This is a genomic window from Bacillus cereus group sp. BfR-BA-01380, from assembly GCF_022663535.1.
GTDB lineage: Bacteria > Bacillota > Bacilli > Bacillales > Bacillaceae_G > Bacillus_A > Bacillus_A cereus_BB.
Genome location: NZ_JAKUFS010000030.1, coordinates 41841 through 58303 on the forward strand (window position 1 = coordinate 41841; position 16463 = coordinate 58303).

A 16463-nucleotide genomic window follows, 5' to 3' on the forward strand; every position below is an offset into this window, starting at 1 on the left:
AAAATAGATGCGTCGCATTGACCCAAGTAAATTTGAACTTGAAGAACGTGTAGTTACGATAAACCGTGTTGCGAAGGTTGTTAAGGGTGGTCGTCGTTTCCGCTTCGCTGCACTGGTTGTAGTTGGTGATAAAAACGGTCATGTTGGATTCGGTACTGGTAAAGCGCAAGAGGTGCCAGATGCAATCCGCAAGGCTATCGAAGATGCTAAGAAAAACTTAATCGAAGTACCATTAGTTGGTACAACAATTCCACACTTAATTATCGGTAACTTTGGAGCAGGGGAAGTATTATTAAAACCTGCTGCAGAAGGTACTGGAGTTATTGCTGGTGGTCCAGTTCGTGCGGTTCTTGAATTAGCTGGTGTACAAGATATTCTTTCTAAATCTCTTGGTTCTAACACACCAATTAACATGATCCGTGCTACTGTGAACGGATTAAAAGATCTTAAGCGTGCTGAAGATGTAGCAAAATTACGCGGTAAATCTGTAGAAGAGCTACTAGGTTAAGAAGGAGGGAAAACATAATGGCGAAAAAGTTAGAAATTACCCTCACTCGTAGTGTAATTGGTCGTCCGCAAGATCAACGTGCGACTGTAGAAGCTTTAGGTCTTAAAAAGTTGAATTCAACTGTAGTTAAGGAAGAAACTCCTGCTATTCGCGGTATGATCAACAAAGTTTCTCACCTTATAACTGTAAAAGAAGCTTAATGATAACTCATCAATATAAGGAGGTGCCTGGGAATGAAACTTCATGAATTACAACCTGCAGAAGGTTCTCGTAAAGTTCGTAATCGTGTAGGTCGTGGTATCGGTTCTGGTAACGGTAAAACTGCTGGAAAAGGTCATAAAGGACAAAACGCACGTTCTGGTGGCGGTGTTCGTCTTGGTTTTGAAGGCGGTCAAACTCCATTATTCCGTCGTTTACCAAAACGCGGCTTCACAAACATCAACCGTAAAGAGTTTGCTATCGTTAACTTAACAACATTAAATCGTTTTGAAGACGGTACAGAAGTAACACCTGAATTATTGCTTGAGACTGGCGTTATCAGCAAATTAAACGACGGTGTTAAAATTCTTGCAAACGGCGCTGTAGAGAAAAAGCTTACTGTTAAAGCTCACAAGTTCTCTTCAAGTGCAAAAGAAGCTATTGAAGCAGCTGGCGGAACAGTTGAGGTGATCTAATGTTTCGCACAATCTCCAACTTTATGCGCGTTGCTGAGATAAGAAATAAAATATTATTCACTTTAGCGATGTTAATCGTGTTTCGACTTGGCACGTTCATCCCAGTGCCTCATACAAATGCAGATGTACTGAGAGCGCAAGACCAGTTGAATGTATTGGGCATTCTGAATACATTTGGCGGCGGAGCCTTAAAAAACTTTTCCATCTTCGCGATGGGAATCATGCCGTACATTACAGCATCCATCATCGTGCAATTATTGCAGATGGATGTTGTTCCTAAATTTACGGAGTGGTCAAAACAAGGTGAAATGGGTCGTCGTAAACTAGCTCAGTTTACCCGCTACTTTACAATTGTTCTTGCTTTTATTCAAGCAATCGGTATGTCAATCGGTTTTAATGGTATGGCAGGTGGGCAATTAATTTTGGATCCTAGCTGGTCAACTTATTTATATATTGCTACGGTACTAACTGCCGGAACTGCATTTTTAATGTGGTTAGGTGAGTTAATTACAGCAAAGGGAGTAGGAAACGGTATTTCTATTATCATCTTTGCAGGTATTACCGCAGCTATCCCAAATACTATAAATCAAGTGTATGCACAGCAGTTCCAAGATGCCGGAGATCAATTGTTCATTCGTATCGTAAAAGTCGGTTTAATTTTGTTAGCTGTGTTAGCAGTTATTGTTGGTGTTATTTACATTCAACAAGCTGTTAGAAAAATCCCGATTCAATATGCGAAGCGCGTAACTGGAAACGGTGGTTATACTGGAGCACAAAACACTCATTTACCACTTAAGGTAAATAGTGCTGGTGTTATTCCAGTAATTTTTGCTGTTTCATTCTTGATTACGCCTCCGACTATTGCACAGTTTTTCCCGAAACATGAAATATCGCAGTGGATTATTAAAAACTTTAACTACTCTCATCCAGTGGGTATGATCGTATATGTTGCACTAATTATTGCCTTTGCATATTTCTATGCATTTGTTCAAGTAAATCCTGAACAGATGGCTGAAAACTTAAATAAACAAGGTGGATATGTTCCTGGTATTCGTCCGGGTAAGAATACAGAACAGTATCTAACAAAGATCTTGTATCGTTTGACCTTTGTAGGTGCAATTTTCTTAGCAGCGATTGCAATCCTGCCTGTTTTATTTATTAAAATTGCAAACTTGCCACAATCTGCACAGATAGGTGGAACAAGTTTACTAATTGTTGTCGGCGTTGCTTTAGAAACAATGAAGCAGCTCGAAAGTCAATTAGTAAAACGCCATTACAAAGGGTTTATCAAACAGTGAGTAAGCGGGGAGATTCATCTTCCCTATATGCTCATTCATGAGGGGGAATACAGATGAACTTAATTTTAATGGGGCTTCCAGGTGCTGGTAAAGGTACACAAGCCGAAAAGATTGTTGCCAAGTATAACATCCCTCACATTTCAACAGGAGATATGTTTCGTGCTGCTATGAAAGATGAAACTGAACTTGGTTTACAAGCTAAGTCCTTTATTGATAAAGGAGCACTTGTACCAGATGAAGTTACAATCGGAATCGTGCGTGAGCGTTTAAGTCAAGAAGACTGTGTAAAAGGCTTCTTATTAGATGGTTTTCCACGAACAGTTGCACAGGCTTCAGCTCTTGAAGAAATCATGAAAGATCTTGGCAAAAAGATCAACTATGTTTTAAACATTAATGTGGATTCAGGATTACTGTTAAAACGTTTAACAGGCCGTCGCATTTGTAAAGAGTGCGGTGCGACTTACCACTTAGAATTCAATCCGCCAGCAAAAGAGGGCGTGTGCGATAAATGTGGTGGCGAGTTATATCAGCGTTCTGATGACAACGAAGAAACTGTAGCAAATCGTTTAGAAGTGAATATTAAGCAAACAAAGCCGTTGCTTGATTTCTACGAAGAGCTTGGTTACTTAGAAAGCATTAATGGTGAGCAAGATATCGATAAAGTATTTGCTGATGTCGATCTTCTCATCGGAGGCTTAGCGTAATGATTATTTGCAAAACTCCTCGCGAAATCGAGATTATGCGAGAAGCTGGCAAAATTGTTGCTTTAACTCATCAAGAGTTAAAAAAGCATATTGCCCCAGGAATTACAACGAAAGAGCTCGATCAAATAGCGGAAAAAACGATTCTAAAATATGGCGCTGTGCCATCTTTTAAAGGATATAACGGATTTCCGGGAAGCATTTGTGCTTCGGTAAACGAAGAGCTTGTACACGGGATTCCAGGAAAGCGCAAGCTCCAAGAAGGCGATATTATTAGTATCGATATTGGCGCGAAATATAATGGATACCATGGAGATTCTGCATGGACGTATCCAGTAGGAAACATTTCCGAATCTGTTCAAAAGCTACTTGATGTCACAGAAAAATCGTTGTATCTTGGTCTAGAACACGCAAAACCGGGCGAGCGATTATCTAATATTTCACATGCGATTCAAACGTATGTTGAAGATAGTGGATTCTCGATCGTTAGGGAGTATGTCGGTCACGGAATCGGGCAAGACTTACATGAAGACCCACAAATCCCGCACTATGGTCCACCAAATCAAGGACCTAGATTAAAACCGGGAATGGTCATTTGTGTTGAGCCGATGGTGAACCAAGGAAGACGATATGTAAAAACACTATCTGATGACTGGACAGTGGTAACGGTAGATGGTAAATGGTGTGCACATTTTGAGCACACGATTGCTCTTACAGAAGCAGGATACGAAATCCTTACCACTTTATAGGTAGCTGGCTCTCCGGAATTTCAGAACAGTGTAGAATGTTACTGATTTGAAGAAGGGAGAACATTGAATGGCTAAAGATGATGTAATTGAAGTCGAAGGTACCGTTATTGAAACGTTGCCAAATGCTATGTTCAAAGTAGAATTAGAGAATGGGCATGTTGTATTGGCTCACGTTTCTGGTAAAATCCGTATGAACTTCATTCGTATTTTACCAGGAGATAAAGTTACGGTAGAATTATCTCCGTACGATTTAAATCGTGGTCGTATCACGTACCGCTTTAAATAATATAGCACTCCGTAATCTTTAAGGAGGTTCGAGACATGAAAGTAAGACCGTCAGTTAAGCCGATCTGCGAAAAATGTAAAGTTATTCGTAGACGTGGAAAAGTAATGGTTATTTGTGAAAACCCTAAACATAAACAAAAACAAGGTTAATCAGAAGGAGGTGCATTCGGAATGGCACGTATCGCAGGTGTAGATATTCCTCGTGACAAACGCGTTGTTATTTCTTTAACTTACGTATTCGGCATTGGTCGCACAACTGCTGAAAAAATTCTTGCTGAAGCTGGTGTTTCTGAAGAAACACGAGTTCGCGATTTAACAGAAGACGAATTAGGACGTATCCGTGATATCGTCGATCGTATCAAAGTTGAAGGAGACCTTCGTCGTGAAGTATCCCTTAACATTAAACGTCTAATGGAGATCGGTTCTTACCGTGGTCTTCGTCACCGTCGTGGTTTACCAGTTCGTGGTCAAAACTCTAAAAACAATGCTCGTACACGTAAAGGTCCACGTCGTACAGTAGCAAATAAAAAGAAATAATAAGTAAAGGAGGTTGAACTAACAATGGCACGTAAAACAAACACTCGTAAAAAACGTGTGAAAAAGAATATTGAAGCTGGTGTAGCTCATATTCGTTCTACTTTCAACAACACAATCGTAACACTTACAGATACTCATGGTAACGCGCTTTCTTGGTCTAGTGCTGGTGCGCTTGGTTTCCGTGGATCTCGTAAATCTACTCCATTCGCTGCACAAATGGCTGCTGAAACTGCTGCTAAAGTTGCAATGGAGCACGGTTTAAAAACTTTAGAGGTTACTGTAAAAGGCCCTGGTGCTGGTCGTGAAGCTGCAATTCGTGCGCTTCAAGCTGCAGGTCTAGAAGTAACAGCAATCAGAGATGTTACTCCAGTTCCTCATAATGGATGCCGTCCGCCAAAACGTCGTCGTGTTTAATTTTTCTGTATAGAATTTTCCCTTTTGTCTATAATGGATATGATGCATTACCGAGAAATTTCGTACAGAAACATCGCTTGTTGTGCACAATCGGGAACTGCCTAAGGGGGGACTTTCGGTTAGACAAAGGTTTTTCCTTTGTTTAGCCGAGGTTTCGACGTTTTGAAGGAGGGTTTAGTTAATGATTGAAATTGAAAAACCGAAAATCGAAACGGTTGAGCTTAACGAAGATGCTAAGTATGGTAAATTCGTTATTGAACCGCTTGAGCGTGGATATGGTACTACTTTGGGTAACTCCTTACGTCGTATCCTTTTATCCTCACTCCCTGGTGCCGCTGTTACTGCCATCCAAATCGATGGCGTATTACACGAATTTTCGACAGTTGAGGGTGTAGTAGAAGATGTTACAACAATCATCTTAAACTTGAAAAAGTTAGCTCTCAAAATCTACTCTGAAGAAGAGAAGACACTCGAAATCGATGTACAGGGCGAAGGTGTTGTCACAGCTGCTGATATTACTCACGATAGTGATGTTGAAATCTTAAATCCAGATTTATACATTGCAACGTTAGCAAAGGATGCGCATTTCCGCGTGCGTTTAACTGCAAAGCGTGGCCGTGGGTATACGCCGGCTGATGCAAATAAGAGCGAGGATCAACCAATAGGTGTAATTCCTATTGATTCTATTTATACTCCAGTATCACGTGTGACTTACCAAGTGGAAAAGACACGTGTTGGACAAGTGGCAAATTATGATAAGCTTACGCTTGATGTATGGACGGATGGAAGCATCGGGCCAAAAGAAGCTATCTCTTTAGGTGCCAAAATCTTAACAGAGCATTTAAACATCTTTGTTGGTTTAACTGACGAAGCACAAAATGCTGAGATTATGGTCGAAAAGGAAGAAGACCAAAAAGAAAAAGTTCTAGAAATGACAATTGAAGAACTTGATCTTTCTGTTCGTTCTTATAATTGCCTAAAGCGTGCAGGTATTAACACTGTACAAGAGCTTGCGAATAAAACTGAAGAAGATATGATGAAAGTTCGTAACTTAGGACGTAAATCTTTAGAAGAAGTTAAGCATAAGCTAGAAGAACTAGGTTTAGGCTTACGTAAAGATGACTGAGATTTAAATTCATCAACGAAGGAGGGAACTACGAATGGCATACAGAAAATTAGGCCGTACAAGTGCGCAACGTAAAGCTATGTTACGTGACTTAGCTACTGATTTAATTATCAACGAGCGCATTCAAACGACAGAAACTCGTGCAAAAGAACTTCGTTCTGTAGTGGAAAAAATGATCACTTTAGGTAAACGCGGAGATCTTCATGCTCGTCGTCAAGCTGCTTCTTACATTCGTAATGAAGTTGCTAATGCTGAGACTGGTCAAGATGCATTACAAAAATTATTCGCTGATGTAGCTCCACGCTATGCTGAGCGTCAAGGCGGATACACTCGTATTGCAAAAATTGGTCCACGTCGCGGTGACGCTGCACCAATGGTAATTATCGAGTTAGTATAATGACAAGCAAAAGGGCAGGACAGTACTTTTTAAGTAACTGGTCATGGCCCTTTTTTTTTAAGTATAGAAGAAAACGTTTATTTGGCTGAATAATGGAAGAGGGTGTCCACAAGTGAAAAAAGAGAAGCTTCGTGCTGAGAACATATCATTTCAATATCCTCAAGCTGCTTCTTACGCCCTGCGTGACGTTTCGTTCTCCTTATATGAAGGAGAGTGGGTATCTATTATTGGGCAAAATGGGTCAGGGAAATCAACGCTTGCAAAGTTATTAAATGGCTTGTTTTTACCATCAGCAGGAACAATTACTGTAAATGGAACACTCGTTTTATCAGAAGAAACTGTATGGGATATTCGAAAACAGATTGGAATGGTTTTTCAAAATCCAGATAATCAATTTGTCGGAACAACTGTACAGGATGATGTTGTCTTTGGGCTTGAGAATGCCGGGATGCCTAGAGAGCTAATGGTAGAACGGATGAAACACGCTTTGGAGCTCGTTCGAATGGAAGAATTCCAAAATGAAGAACCTCACTACTTATCGGGTGGACAAAAACAGCGCGTTGCAATTGCAGGTATATTAGCACTCCAACCGTCTATTTTAGTATTAGATGAGGCGACATCTATGCTTGACCCTCAAGGCCGTAAAGAAGTGATAGAAACGGTAAGAGACCTTGTTCGTACGAAGGGAATTACAGTTCTTTCGATTACTCACGACTTAGAAGAAGCAGCGCAGTCAGATCGTATTATTATTTTAAATCGTGGAGAATTACTAGGAGAGGGAACACCTGAACATATTTTTCAATCACCGAAAATGCTGCAAGAAATCGGTTTAGACGTACCATTTTCAGTGAAAATGGCAGAATTATTGAAAAGCAATAAAATTCCTTTACAATCTATGCATCTTACAATGGAAAGTTTGGTGAGCGAACTTTGGAGATTACATTCCAAAAAGTAGAGCATCGTTATCAATATAAAACCCCATTTGAAAAACGAGCCCTTTACGATATAGATATTTCGCTTCCTAGTGGTGGTTATTATGCGATTATCGGTCATACGGGATCGGGTAAGTCAACGATGATTCAACATTTAAATGGCTTATTACAACCAACGAGTGGTACGGTTCAAATTGGGGAATATAGAATTTCTTCTCAAAAAAAAGCGAAGAAATTAAAGCCTCTTCGAAAAAAAGTAGGGGTTGTTTTTCAATTTCCAGAGCATCAATTATTTGAAGAAACAGTAGAAAAGGATATTTGCTTCGGGCCTTTAAATTTTGGTGTATCTGAAGAAGCAGCAAAACAAAAGGCAAAAGATTCCATTCTGTTAGTTGGGCTATCAGAGGAGCTATTAGAACGATCTCCGTTTGAATTAAGCGGTGGACAAATGAGACGTGTTGCTATAGCGGGTGTACTCGCGATGGAGCCTGAAGTATTAGTATTAGATGAACCAACAGCAGGACTTGATCCTAAGGGCCAAAATGAGCTTATGGAGATGTTTTATCAGCTTCACAAGCAAAAAAATCTTACGGTGATTCTTGTGACACATAATATGGAGGATGCTGCAAAATATGCAGACAACATTGTTGTGATGCATAAAGGAACGGTCCTTTTGCAAGGAACATCAGAGGAAGTCTTTACGCATGCAGATGAGCTTGAACAAATTGGTGTCTCTCTTCCGATGTCGCTAAAGTATAAGCGAGAAATTGAAGAGAGATTAGGCATTTCTATACCAAAAGCCACCTTGTCTTTAGAAGATTTAGCAGATGAAGTCATACAACTGTTTAGAAAAGGTGGGGATTCATCATGCAGCAGTTAATTATTGGGAGATATATTCCGGGAGAATCTGCTATTCATAGATTGGATCCTCGTACAAAACTGTTAATGGTCTTTTTATATGTATTTGTTGTATTTTTAGCAAATAATGCAATTTCATACGGCTTGCTATTTTTGTATGCACTCATTGCTTTGTTTTTTGCAAAAGTGCCGATTCGTTATATTCTTTCTGGGCTAAAACCTATTTTATGGATTTTTTTGTTTACGTTCTTTCTGCACATTTTTACAACAAAAGAAGGTGCTGTACTCGTTCAATTTGGATGGTTTTCGATATATGAGAAAGGGCTAGAGCAGGGAATTTATATTTCTATTCGCTTTTTGGTCATTATTTTAATGACGACTTTATTAACATTAACGACAACACCAATTGAAATTACAGATGGCATGGAGACATTGTTGCATCCTTTAAAACGGATAAAAGTTCCTGTTCACGAAATCGCACTTATGATGTCTATATCCTTACGCTTTATTCCAACTTTAATGGATGAAACTAGTAAAATTATGAAAGCACAAGCTTCTCGAGGTATAGACTTTGCAGGTGGTCCAATGAAAGACAGGCTGAAAGCGATTATCTCGTTACTTGTACCACTATTTATTAGTGCGTTTAAACGTGCAGAAGACTTAGCAATTGCGATGGAAGCACGAGGTTATCAAAGTAACGGATACCGTACGAAATTCCGGCAGTTAGAATGGAAGTGGATCGATACATTAACGCTTTTAAGCCTATTTGGTTTAACGTGTATTTTAATTTTAGTTCGATCGTAATGGAGAGTATGAGTATGAAAAGAATAAAGTGCACAGTTTCGTATGATGGAATTAACTTTTGTGGATATCAAATTCAACCGAATCAACGTACTGTTCAACAAGAAGTAGAGAAAGCACTGCAAAAGGTGCATAAAGGGGAAGCTGTTCGTGTACAAGCGTCAGGAAGAACAGATTCCAACGTTCATGCCAAAGGCCAGGTGATTCATTTTGATACACCGCTATCACTAACAGGAGAGCAGTGGATGGCGGCTTTAAATACAATGCTGCCAGATGATATTGTGGTGGAGAAGGCTGAGCAAAAAACGTTAGACTTTCATGCAAGGTATGGCGTTGTAAAAAAGGAATATCGTTATCGTGTACTATTATCCAAAAAAGCTGATGTATTCCGTAGAAATTACGTATATCAGTATCCATATGCGCTAAATATAGAATCGATCCGAAAAGCAATTCCTTATTTTATTGGAACACATGATTTTACTTCATTTTGTTCGACAAAAACTGACAAAAAAGATAAAGTGCGAACAATTTATGAAATAGATTTAATAGAACAGGGCGATGAGTTAGTCTTTCGCTTTGTTGGAAATGGTTTTTTATATAACATGGTTCGAATTATTGTCGGTACGCTGCTTAGCGTCGGTCAAGGAAAAATTGCTCCTGAAAGCATTTCAGACATTTTACAAAAACAAGACCGCCGTTTTGCTGGGAAGATGGTACCGGGGCAAGGCCTTTATTTATGGGAGGTAAACTATAACAACTAATCCTGGTGTAACATTCGCTTGACATTAGAAACTCAAAAGTATATCATAACATATGGTATTGTTTCTAAAACCACGATTAGCCCCGGAAGGAAATCGTGTTTAAGATAAACAATAGATTTTTTCTATGGAAAAGATAACGAGGAGGGAAACAAATGCGTACGACTTTTATGGCAAAAGCTAACGAAGTTGAACGTAAATGGTATGTGGTTGACGCTGAAGGTCAAACTTTAGGTCGCCTTGCTAGTGAAGTAGCATCCATTTTACGTGGTAAAAACAAACCAACATTTACACCACACGTTGACACGGGTGATCATGTAATTATTATTAACGCTGAGAAAATTCACTTAACAGGTAATAAATTAAACGATAAAATTTACTACCGTCACACTAACCACCCAGGTGGACTTAAGCAAAGAACAGCTCTAGAAATGCGTACAAACTACCCTGTACAAATGTTAGAGCTTGCTATTAAAGGCATGCTTCCAAAAGGACGTTTAGGACGTCAAATGTCTAAAAAGTTAAATGTGTATGCTGGAGCTGAGCATCCACATCAAGCACAAAAACCAGAAGTTTACGAACTTCGCGGATAATTAATTAAAGGAGGGCTTACTTTGGCACAGGTACAATACAATGGTACTGGACGTCGTAAGAGTTCAGTAGCACGCGTACGCCTAGTTCCAGGCGAAGGACGCGTTATCATTAACGGTCGTGATTTTGAAAATTATATCCCATTTGCTGCATTACGTGAAGTAGTGAAACAACCTCTAGTTGCAACAGAAACTTTAGGTAACTACGATGTACTTGTAAACGTACATGGCGGTGGATACACTGGTCAAGCTGGTGCTATCCGTCACGGTATTTCTCGCGCTTTATTAAAAGCTGATCCAGAATACCGTTTAACATTAAAACGTGCAGGTCTATTAACTCGTGACGCACGTATGAAAGAGCGTAAAAAATACGGTCTTAAAGGTGCTCGTCGTGCACCTCAGTTCTCAAAACGTTAATTTTTGCGAACTTCAAACCTCAGCCTTTTGGCTGGGGTTTTTTTATATTTTTAAACAAATTGCTTTTGGGTAGTGAGAGTTTTCCATTAGTGGAGAACCTGGCTGATGGAAAACTCTCATTTTACCACCCCCTTCTTTGGAATATTTTAGTGCTACCTTCTTGTGTATGCTTCCTACTGAGAAGTTTAGACTAATACGTACATAGGGAGGTTTTAAGTACTATGAATGTTATTGTGAGTCTGAAGGAAAAACAAAGAGAAAAGCAACTGAAGTATGAACGTAAAATATTGCGTGAATTATCATTGCAAACACTCAGAGAAAATATTCGTGATTGCTTTTGTATGGATACATTTCATCGTCATTATGAAGATTATTGTATAGAACTGGGCATTGAGTCTTATTTATTAGGAGCCAGGTATAGTAAGTTTGGGTATTATGGAGAATCACTTTTAGATGTAAAAAACAGATCATCTCATGAAGAAATTCAATTAACAGAAATGCTGTTTCATTTTTTGACAAGTGTTCTTTTAAGCGTTTTAGAAGAAAACGAAGATGATCAGTTGTATCAATCGTGTCAGCATTTTATTAGTGCTTGGTGGCAACAAGGATATGAGAAGGGTGAGAAAAGATATCGCATGAAGCTGCATTAAGAAAATCATAAACTTTCCTCTTGTCCCATATAAGTAAGTAGAGGGACTAGCTAGAGGGGGAAAGGTATGAAAAGAATTCGGATTATTTCTTTTATGTTAGCAGCGGTGGTACTCTTTTTTTTAGTAAAGCAGGAGTTTCAAATCACAAAATCATGGAGAGCATGGAATTTGCCTTTGTCTGGAAAAATTATTGTATTGGATGCTGGTCATGGTGGCCCAGATGGAGGTGCGGTTGGCGGGGAAGATATTATTGAAAAAGATATTACACTGGAAATTACAAAAAAGGTACGAGACTATTTGCAGGAACAAGGAGCACTCGTTATTTTAACGCGCAACGGAGATTATGATTTGGCTGACAAAAGCACGAAGGGATATAGCCGCCGTAAAGCAGAGGATTTAAAAAAACGCGTAGATATCGTTAATAAGTCCGATGTTGATTTTTTTGTTAGTGTGCATTTGAATGCTCTCCCAAGTGGTAGTTCAAAAGGAGCACAAACGTTTTATTATCGTTCTTTAGTGGAAAACGAGCGAGCGGCAAAATTTATTCAGGCTGAATTGCGAACAAGTCTTGAGAATACGAACCGTTCAGCGAAAACAATTTCTCATGTTTATTTATTGAAGTATGCAAAAACACCTGGTGCATTAGTTGAAGCTGGTTTTTTATCAAATGTAAACGAAAGATATTTATTGAATTCAGAGAAATATCAGCAAAAGGTTGCTGCGGCTATATATCGCGGAGTCTTGCGGTATTTTACTGAAAAAGGAAACCCTCCTGATTAAGGAGGGTTTTCTTTGTAACGGAGTTTTCCGAAAATATGCTATACTTACAATGAAAACGTATTTATTTCGTTTTAACGGCAATTACATGCTCGTAAGAACGTAATTTCAATTATCTTCATAACAGGGGGCGGGACAGATTATGGTAACGAAAGAACAAGTAATGGGAGCACTTGAAGGGATTGTAGATCCGTTTCTAAATAAAACATTAAAAGAAACAAATGCTATTAAAGAAGTTACAGTAAAACCAGAAAAAGAACATGTTAGCATTAAAGTTGCAATTGTGAAAACAGGAACAGCGGAGCAAATGCAACTGCAAGGAGCAATTGTAAAATTAGTGAAAGAGCTAGGAGCAGCGACAGTAGGATTGCGCTTTACAGAATTTACTGAAGAGGAGCGATTACAATTTGCTCCGCAAGAAGAGCAGAGTGAATCTTTATTATCACCACATTCTAAAACCACTTTCTTAGCAGTAGCGAGTGGAAAAGGCGGTGTTGGTAAATCAACGGTTTCTGTAAACTTGGCGATTTCTCTTGCCCGTTTAGGGAAAAAGGTCGGGATTGTAGATGCTGATATATACGGATTTAGTGTGCCGGATATGATGGGAATTGAAAAACGTCCTATTGTACGAGGTGATAAAATCATTCCAGTAGAGCGTTTTGGTGTAAAAGTTATTTCTATGGGATTTTTCGTGGAAGACAATGCACCTGTTATTTGGAGAGGCCCTATGCTTGGGAAAATGTTAAATCATTTCTTCACAGAAGTAGAGTGGGGGGATTTAGATTACTTAGTGTTAGACTTACCTCCAGGTACAGGTGACGTAGCATTAGATGTGCATTCAATGCTTCCGTCGTGTAAAGAAGTTATTGTAACAACGCCGCATCCAACAGCAGCCTTTGTAGCAGCTAGAGCTGGTGCAATGGCACTTCGTACAGAGCATGAGATTATTGGCGTTGTGGAAAATATGTCTTATTTCGAAAGTAAAGTAACTGGTGAAAAAGAATATGTATTTGGTAAAGGCGGAGGGGAAAAATTAGCAACAGAGCTGCAAACAGAAGTACTTGGCAACATTCCGCTTCAGCAGCCGGATTGGAATACAGAAGAATTTGCTCCATCTGTATACGATGAAGATCATAAAATTGGAGTAATCTATAAACAAATTGCTCAGCAAGTAATTGAGAGAGCTGCAATTAAACAAAAATAACCCTCAGTATGAGGGTTATTTTTGTTCTTTTTTGCCTTCTTCTGATCCGCCTTCTTTTTTCTGTTCACCACCACTTTTCTGCGCCTTTTCAACACCTTTACTAATAATATCGATCATTTTCGCTTGAAATAATGGACTTTCGGCAGTTTCAGTTAAGACTTGCTGTAAATATTGACGGTACTCTTTGCTTTTCATTGTTTGCATCATGATTTTTCCTACTTCTGGATTTTTCATGATTTCTATAACACCAGCTTGATAATCGGGATCTTTTAATAAAGTTTTCATTAAATTTGTTTGCTCTTTCTCAATGCTTTTGGCAAATTTAGTGGAAAACTCAGGGTCTTTAAATGCTTTTTCCCAAAATTTCTGCCCTTTGTCTGATATCATAGTATCTTCAATGGTCTTTTTTACTACAGATTCATCTAAAATAAGAGCTTGTTTCATTTTTTCATCGGTTAGTACATCTTGAATCGCTTTTTTCCCTTGATCCGTTTTTAAAATATCAATAATCATTTTTTTTGTTTGATCATAATCCAATTGGGATTTCGCTTCTTTTTCCTGTGCGCATGCAACAATTCCGATAAAAAGGATGAAAGAGACCGAAATGAGTAGAATCCGTTTCATCAGCCGGGGCTCCTTTCACGTGTTTCTCTTTTTTAATATAAATCTCTTAGAAGAATTTATGCATATTGATGGCTAGCTTTTTAAAATTGACATTGTTACAATTTAATTAGAAATATATATAATGGGGGATATGTCTGTGAATAGCCGAAATTGGGTACGACTTTTTTTGACGACTTTATTTCTTGGGGGAAGCAGTACAATCTTTATCGGTTTTATTTTAGAGTGGGACAAGTATAATAAATTTTTTCAAAATTTCGACGGAAAGGAAATCTTAATAATTTCTTTTTGGTTGCTTGGAGTCGGTTTTATTTTTAGTGTGATTAGTCAGATGGGATTCTTTGCATACTTAACAATTCATCGATTTGGGCTGGGAATGTTTCGCTCTCCCTCTCTTTGGAATGCAATGCAAATCTTTTTAATTGCGTTTGTCTTATTTGATTTTGTATATTTGCGCTCTGTACTAATTGCAAATGGGAATGCATCACTAGGTACGAATATTTTGGTTGCCGGGGCTCTCTTTGCGTTTGGAGCAATTGTTGCATATATAAAAAGTAAAGAGACGAATAAGAAAGCTTTTGTTCCGGCTCTATTCTTTATGATTGTTGTGACTATTATTGAATGGGTTCCAGCATTGCGGATTAATGATACAAATTGGTTATATTTAATGGTTGTTCCATTGTTGTTTTGCAATGCATATCAGGTTTTGATATTGCATCGTTTAATAGGACAAAAAAGCTGATTCCTATATTGGAATCAGCTTTTATTTAGTGGAGAAGGATAAGTTTAATCTATGTCTTTACTTTTGGCCTTTGTATTTGAGATGAGCTGGGAGACAGAAGTGTTTTCAAATCCATCTGTTTTTAATTTTTGAAGTAGCATTGGCAATGCTTTATTTGTTTGTAGTGCTGAATCAGAAGCGTGAAGTAGAATAATATCTCCTTCGTGCAAGTTTTCTGAAACGGTTGTAACAATTTTATTAACTCCAGGATTTTTCCAATCGTTTGAATTATTGCTCCAATGCACAACTGTATAACCAAGAGATTCAGCAATTTTTAATACCGTTTTATTAAAGTTACCGTTAGGAGGGCGTAGGAGTTGAACTTGTTTCACTTGAAGTTTTGTAAATATGTCCTGTGCCTTTAAGAGATCCCTTCGGATTTCGCTCGCCTCTAAAGACGTATAGTCTTTGTAATTGTATCCCATACTTCCAATTTCGTGCCCGTCTTTTATAATGCGCTCTACAATATTAGGGTGACGTTCTGCCCATGCAGCAGAAAGGAAGAAGGTGGCGTTTTTAATCTTTTTTTCTTTTAATGTATCTAGTATAGGTAATGCCTTCTCATCTCCCCAACTAATATCGAATGTTAAAGAAACCTGTTTTTTTGTCGTATCTCCTTTATAAATTGCTTTCGGACCAGTAGCTGTTGAAAAAGTTGATTGATAAGAATATGTTTTTAAAAAAAGCAGCCATGCCGTAAAAAGGGAAAGCACAATAATAAGACTAATTTGTTTAAACTTATGTTTACTCGTTATAAAGAAGAAAAACATCGTTTCTCCGCCCCTTTGTCCAATCCTTTTCAGTTACTTATATGCAGCAAAAGAAGAAAAGAGAACTAAACGATTAACATCGTAAGAAAAGGATATACTGAACGGTATGTAGATAAGAAACAACTGAGGTGACAGAATGATTGGATTACTGATTACGGAGCAGGAACAAAAGGAACTAGAATATGTACTAAAAAGAGAATTAGACGAATTATTATTTGACTTTGCAGATAAACGAATTCATCATGTTGTAAAAAAGACGATGGAAGAGCGATATAAATTGTTGTTTATTTTATTTACAAAAATAGCTCCACCTGAAGATTGTACAAGGTATATAAGAAAAAGAATTTTTTATTAAAAAGTGTTGACGGTGTAGTTCTATATATGATAAATTAATATTCGTCGCTGATGAATGAGTTCATCAAGCGCAAAAAAAGAAGTAAAAAACATTGTTGACATAGAAAAGTAAAGATGTTAACATAAGGAAGTCGCAATTGAGCGGCGGATAAGTTCTTTGAAAACTGAACGAAACAAACAACGTGAAACGTCAATTTTTATTTATGATGCTAGACAAACACTTTATTGGAGAGTTTGATCCTGGCTCAGGATGAACGCTGG

The 16463-nt window shown here is 38.3% G+C and carries 25 protein-coding genes; 23 read left to right on the top strand and 2 right to left on the bottom strand.

The genetic code is table 11. From position 1 onward, the window contains the following. The first annotated feature begins 7 nt into the window (after window positions 1-7). From rpsE to MR076_RS21710, 21 genes are all read left to right on the top strand, one after another. Window positions 8-508, top strand: a complete 501-nt coding sequence (gene rpsE / locus MR076_RS21610) for a 30S ribosomal protein S5 (RefSeq protein WP_242224050.1) — start codon at window positions 8-10, stop codon at window positions 506-508. Between the two features lie 17 nt (window positions 509-525). Then, window positions 526-708 carry a 50S ribosomal protein L30 gene (rpmD, locus tag MR076_RS21615; RefSeq protein ID WP_242224051.1) on the top strand — a complete coding sequence of 61 codons (183 nt, stop codon included), beginning with the start codon at window positions 526-528 and terminating at the stop codon, window positions 706-708. A 33-nt stretch (window positions 709-741) separates the two neighbouring features. Then, window positions 742-1182: a 50S ribosomal protein L15 gene (rplO, locus tag MR076_RS21620; protein ID WP_020062308.1), complete on the top strand. Its 441-nt coding sequence runs from the start codon at window positions 742-744 to the stop codon at window positions 1180-1182. After that, complete coding sequence (secY, locus tag MR076_RS21625; RefSeq protein WP_242224052.1) at window positions 1182-2480, top strand: preprotein translocase subunit SecY; 1299 nt, start codon at window positions 1182-1184, stop codon at window positions 2478-2480. Before rplO ends, secY begins: the two co-directional genes overlap by 1 nt. 53 nt (window positions 2481-2533) lie before the next feature. Then, window positions 2534-3184 carry an adenylate kinase gene (locus MR076_RS21630; protein WP_242224053.1) on the top strand — a complete coding sequence of 217 codons (651 nt, stop codon included), beginning with the start codon at window positions 2534-2536 and terminating at the stop codon, window positions 3182-3184. Continuing rightward, a complete protein-coding gene (map, locus tag MR076_RS21635) occupies window positions 3184-3930 on the top strand; it encodes a type I methionyl aminopeptidase (RefSeq protein ID WP_242224054.1) in 747 nt (248 codons plus the stop codon). Before MR076_RS21630 ends, map begins: the two co-directional genes overlap by 1 nt. 67 nt (window positions 3931-3997) lie before the next feature. Then, on the top strand, window positions 3998-4216 hold the full coding sequence (infA, locus tag MR076_RS21640; RefSeq protein WP_020062312.1) for a translation initiation factor IF-1: 219 nt from the start codon (window positions 3998-4000) through the stop codon (window positions 4214-4216). Window positions 4217-4251: 35 nt separating this feature from the next. Beyond that, window positions 4252-4365 (top strand): 50S ribosomal protein L36, encoded by a 114-nt coding sequence (gene rpmJ / locus MR076_RS21645; RefSeq protein WP_000868344.1) that lies wholly within the window; start codon window positions 4252-4254, stop codon window positions 4363-4365. Between the two features lie 21 nt (window positions 4366-4386). Further along, window positions 4387-4752 (top strand): 30S ribosomal protein S13, encoded by a 366-nt coding sequence (gene rpsM / locus MR076_RS21650; protein ID WP_035433696.1) that lies wholly within the window; start codon window positions 4387-4389, stop codon window positions 4750-4752. Window positions 4753-4776: 24 nt separating this feature from the next. Further along, window positions 4777-5166, top strand: a complete 390-nt coding sequence (gene rpsK / locus MR076_RS21655; protein ID WP_000101801.1) for a 30S ribosomal protein S11 — start codon at window positions 4777-4779, stop codon at window positions 5164-5166. 181 nt (window positions 5167-5347) lie between these two features. Continuing rightward, the gene (locus MR076_RS21660) at window positions 5348-6292 is read left to right on the top strand and encodes a DNA-directed RNA polymerase subunit alpha (RefSeq protein ID WP_242224055.1); all 945 of its coding nucleotides are present in this window, start codon (window positions 5348-5350) and stop codon (window positions 6290-6292) included. A 34-nt stretch (window positions 6293-6326) separates the two neighbouring features. Continuing rightward, window positions 6327-6689, top strand: coding sequence for a 50S ribosomal protein L17 (gene rplQ / locus MR076_RS21665; RefSeq protein WP_098310011.1), 363 nt, complete (start codon window positions 6327-6329; stop codon window positions 6687-6689). Window positions 6690-6801: 112 nt separating this feature from the next. Next, window positions 6802-7644 (top strand): energy-coupling factor ABC transporter ATP-binding protein, encoded by an 843-nt coding sequence (locus tag MR076_RS21670; RefSeq protein ID WP_242224056.1) that lies wholly within the window; start codon window positions 6802-6804, stop codon window positions 7642-7644. Continuing rightward, window positions 7620-8501: an energy-coupling factor ABC transporter ATP-binding protein gene (locus MR076_RS21675; protein WP_242224057.1), complete on the top strand. Its 882-nt coding sequence runs from the start codon at window positions 7620-7622 to the stop codon at window positions 8499-8501. The genes MR076_RS21670 and MR076_RS21675 overlap by 25 nt, the downstream gene beginning before the upstream one ends. Continuing rightward, window positions 8489-9283, top strand: a complete 795-nt coding sequence (locus tag MR076_RS21680) for an energy-coupling factor transporter transmembrane component T family protein (protein WP_242224058.1) — start codon at window positions 8489-8491, stop codon at window positions 9281-9283. Before MR076_RS21675 ends, MR076_RS21680 begins: the two co-directional genes overlap by 13 nt. A gap of 14 nt (window positions 9284-9297) precedes the next feature. Then, window positions 9298-10041 carry a tRNA pseudouridine(38-40) synthase TruA gene (gene truA, locus MR076_RS21685; RefSeq protein ID WP_313897358.1) on the top strand — a complete coding sequence of 248 codons (744 nt, stop codon included), beginning with the start codon at window positions 9298-9300 and terminating at the stop codon, window positions 10039-10041. Window positions 10042-10193: 152 nt separating this feature from the next. Then, window positions 10194-10631: a 50S ribosomal protein L13 gene (gene rplM, locus MR076_RS21690; protein WP_090920426.1), complete on the top strand. Its 438-nt coding sequence runs from the start codon at window positions 10194-10196 to the stop codon at window positions 10629-10631. Window positions 10632-10652: 21 nt separating this feature from the next. Next, the gene (gene rpsI / locus MR076_RS21695) at window positions 10653-11045 is read left to right on the top strand and encodes a 30S ribosomal protein S9 (protein ID WP_020063209.1); all 393 of its coding nucleotides are present in this window, start codon (window positions 10653-10655) and stop codon (window positions 11043-11045) included. Between the two features lie 221 nt (window positions 11046-11266). Next, the gene (locus MR076_RS21700; protein ID WP_242224060.1) at window positions 11267-11695 is read left to right on the top strand and encodes a DUF2521 family protein; all 429 of its coding nucleotides are present in this window, start codon (window positions 11267-11269) and stop codon (window positions 11693-11695) included. A gap of 66 nt (window positions 11696-11761) precedes the next feature. After that, window positions 11762-12475: an N-acetylmuramoyl-L-alanine amidase CwlD gene (cwlD, locus tag MR076_RS21705; RefSeq protein ID WP_242224061.1), complete on the top strand. Its 714-nt coding sequence runs from the start codon at window positions 11762-11764 to the stop codon at window positions 12473-12475. Window positions 12476-12614: 139 nt separating this feature from the next. After that, on the top strand, window positions 12615-13676 hold the full coding sequence (locus MR076_RS21710) for an Mrp/NBP35 family ATP-binding protein (RefSeq protein WP_242224062.1): 1062 nt from the start codon (window positions 12615-12617) through the stop codon (window positions 13674-13676). Between the two features lie 15 nt (window positions 13677-13691). Here MR076_RS21710 and gerD read toward each other — a convergent pair whose 3' ends face one another. Beyond that, on the bottom strand, window positions 13692-14300 hold the full coding sequence (gene gerD / locus MR076_RS21715) for a spore germination lipoprotein GerD (RefSeq protein WP_242224063.1): 609 nt from the start codon (window positions 14298-14300) through the stop codon (window positions 13692-13694). Between the two features lie 136 nt (window positions 14301-14436). Here gerD and MR076_RS21720 point away from each other — a divergent pair, with 136 nt between their 5' ends. Then, window positions 14437-15039, top strand: a complete 603-nt coding sequence (locus tag MR076_RS21720) for a KinB-signaling pathway activation protein (RefSeq protein WP_242224064.1) — start codon at window positions 14437-14439, stop codon at window positions 15037-15039. A 44-nt stretch (window positions 15040-15083) separates the two neighbouring features. On the opposite strand, the gene pdaB is transcribed toward MR076_RS21720, so the two are convergent. Beyond that, window positions 15084-15848 (bottom strand): polysaccharide deacetylase family sporulation protein PdaB, encoded by a 765-nt coding sequence (gene pdaB / locus MR076_RS21725; protein WP_242224065.1) that lies wholly within the window; start codon window positions 15846-15848, stop codon window positions 15084-15086. Between the two features lie 136 nt (window positions 15849-15984). On the opposite strand from pdaB, the gene MR076_RS21730 reads away from it, so the two are divergent. Beyond that, window positions 15985-16203: a hypothetical protein gene (locus MR076_RS21730; RefSeq protein WP_242224066.1), complete on the top strand. Its 219-nt coding sequence runs from the start codon at window positions 15985-15987 to the stop codon at window positions 16201-16203. Window positions 16204-16463 lie beyond the last annotated feature (260 nt).